The organism is Psychrobacter piechaudii (assembly GCF_900162825.1).
In the GTDB taxonomy this organism is placed as follows: domain Bacteria; phylum Pseudomonadota; class Gammaproteobacteria; order Pseudomonadales; family Moraxellaceae; genus Psychrobacter; species Psychrobacter piechaudii.
The window spans coordinates 1-1,873 of the sequence record NZ_FUGE01000261.1 but is presented as its reverse complement, the minus strand read 5'-3'; the positions used below and the strand labels follow the sequence as shown (position 1 = coordinate 1,873).

Genomic DNA, 1,873 nt, shown 5'->3' with positions numbered 1-1,873 from the left:
TGAACAGCAAAATACGCCACACTAAACAGCTTTCTTTGCGTAAGCATAACTACGGAGTTGCCTTATATCCACCCCCTGAAGTGGGTGGTTTTACGGCAATGCTGGATAAAAAAGCCCACAGGTTAATCTGTGGGCTTTTAATTGAGAGTTCACTTTATTTTGATAATTTGTTTACTAGTCTGATTTATTACAGAGAATTACAGAGATAAGAACAGATATATAGATTGAAGGCATAAAAAAACCTCACAACCCTAATTAAGAGAAGTGAGGTTTTTTATGCTCTAAGAGCAAATTTGGAGCGGGAAACGAGATTCGAACTCGCGACCCCGACCTTGGCAAGGTCGTGCTCTACCAGCTGAGCTATTCCCGCATCGATCGAGTGCATAAGCTAGTATTAACTACTAAAGCTACTACCTCTTGATAGGTGGGCTATTATAGATTAAATTAAAATTATGTCAACACTTTTTTCAGCATTTTTTTAATTAGGCCTGATATTGCCCTGTATTTGAACAATATCCTCAAATGAACAACGTTTTTTAACGTATGAATTACAATAAACAGCTGTTTTACTCAGCCGTATTCGCTAAACTTTAGCCCATAATCAGAATTCATCCGCCATATTCTCTGTCTACTATTACGATCTACCTTAATAGTTATTCTATTTTAATAACTATCATATTAGTAATTCGCATAGGCGCTTTGATTGAGACCGAGAAATGACGTAGACCTATTAATGAGGAAAGGAATGAAAAAGTTTTTAATTAAAACCACCTTGGTGGCTTCAGTATCCGCCATGGCATTGACCGGGTGTAGCTCGACCACTAACTCTGGCGTTATTGGCAGTGACAGACAGCAGCTATTATTGGTCTCTAATGATCAAGTTATGCAGATGTCAGCGCAAAGCTATAATCAGCTGCTTCAAGAAGCCCGCAATAAAAAAGTGCTAGACACCAACGCTGCTCAGCTGGCCCGTCTAAATGGGATTGCGCGTAAACTGATCAACCAAGCAGAGGTTTATCGGGGAGATGCCAAAAACTGGCAGTGGGAAGTTCATACCATTAAATCCAATGAACTAAACGCTTTCGTTTTACCTGGTGGTAAAATCATGTTCTATTCAGGCATTATCGACCGCTTGAATCTAACGGATGCCGAAATTGCCGCTATTATGGGTCACGAAATGGCACACGCTATCCGTGAGCACGCCCGTGAGCGTATCTCAAGTCAGTATGCCACTCAGACCGGTATTGGTATTGCCGCTAGCATCTTTGGTCTATCTCAAGGTCAAGCACAGCTAGCAAACATCGCTGGCGACTTAGGTATTGCTCGTCCTAACAGCCGTACCCAAGAAGCCGAAGCCGATAAGATTGGCTTGGTACTTATGGCCAAGGCCGGCTATGACCCCAATGCCGCGGTTAGCTTATGGAAAAAAATGCAAAGTGCTAGCCAAGGTGAGCCACCTCAGTTCTTAAGTACTCACCCTTCTAGTTCTAACCGTATTGCTTCGTTACAAGCTTTAATTCCTGAAGTAATGCCTTACTATAAGAAGTAGTTACTAATAAAAAACCTTTTTTAAATCAGCCTGCTGCCTTGCACAGGCTGTTTTTTTGCAACCCTTAATTTGATAAGGCTTAGAGACCGCTCAATAAATTACTCCGTGTCAGATAAACTAGCCCCCTCTGTGTTGCAGACAGCCACTAGAGCAGAGCTACTATTACCTGTTAATATATAACCTGAGTTCGGGATAAGAGCTTGCCTAAATCATTGAAACAGCTTGGTTTTTTGCAGCTTGTCCATAAGCCGACACGTTTTTGAGTGTCGGCTTAAAGGGAAACCAACAGTAAGCAATGAGTCCTGCTAAAAGATTAGCAGCGAA

The 1,873-nt window shown here is 41.7% G+C and carries 2 protein-coding genes and 1 tRNA gene; 2 read left to right on the top strand and 1 reads right to left on the bottom strand.

From position 1 onward, the window contains the following. The coding region (locus tag A1019T_RS13455) for a hypothetical protein (RefSeq protein ID WP_208608081.1) at positions 1 to 209 on the top strand (209 nt) is incomplete at its 5' end. An 85-nt stretch (positions 210 to 294) separates the two neighbouring features. On the opposite strand, the gene A1019T_RS12725 is transcribed toward A1019T_RS13455, so the two are convergent. Continuing rightward, positions 295 to 370 (bottom strand) — tRNA-Gly (locus A1019T_RS12725). Between the two features lie 375 nt (positions 371 to 745). Here A1019T_RS12725 and A1019T_RS12720 point away from each other — a divergent pair. Next, positions 746 to 1,549 (top strand): M48 family metallopeptidase, encoded by an 804-nt coding sequence (locus A1019T_RS12720; RefSeq protein WP_077452080.1) that lies wholly within the window; start codon positions 746 to 748, stop codon positions 1,547 to 1,549. Positions 1,550 to 1,873: the final 324 nt, after the last annotated feature.

Bases quoted from the DNA above. Each gene is read 5' to 3' on its own strand.
- A1019T_RS12720 (WP_077452080.1), top strand. From the start codon at position 746: ATGAAAAAGTTTTTAATTAAAACCACCTTGGTGGCTTCAGTATCCGCC.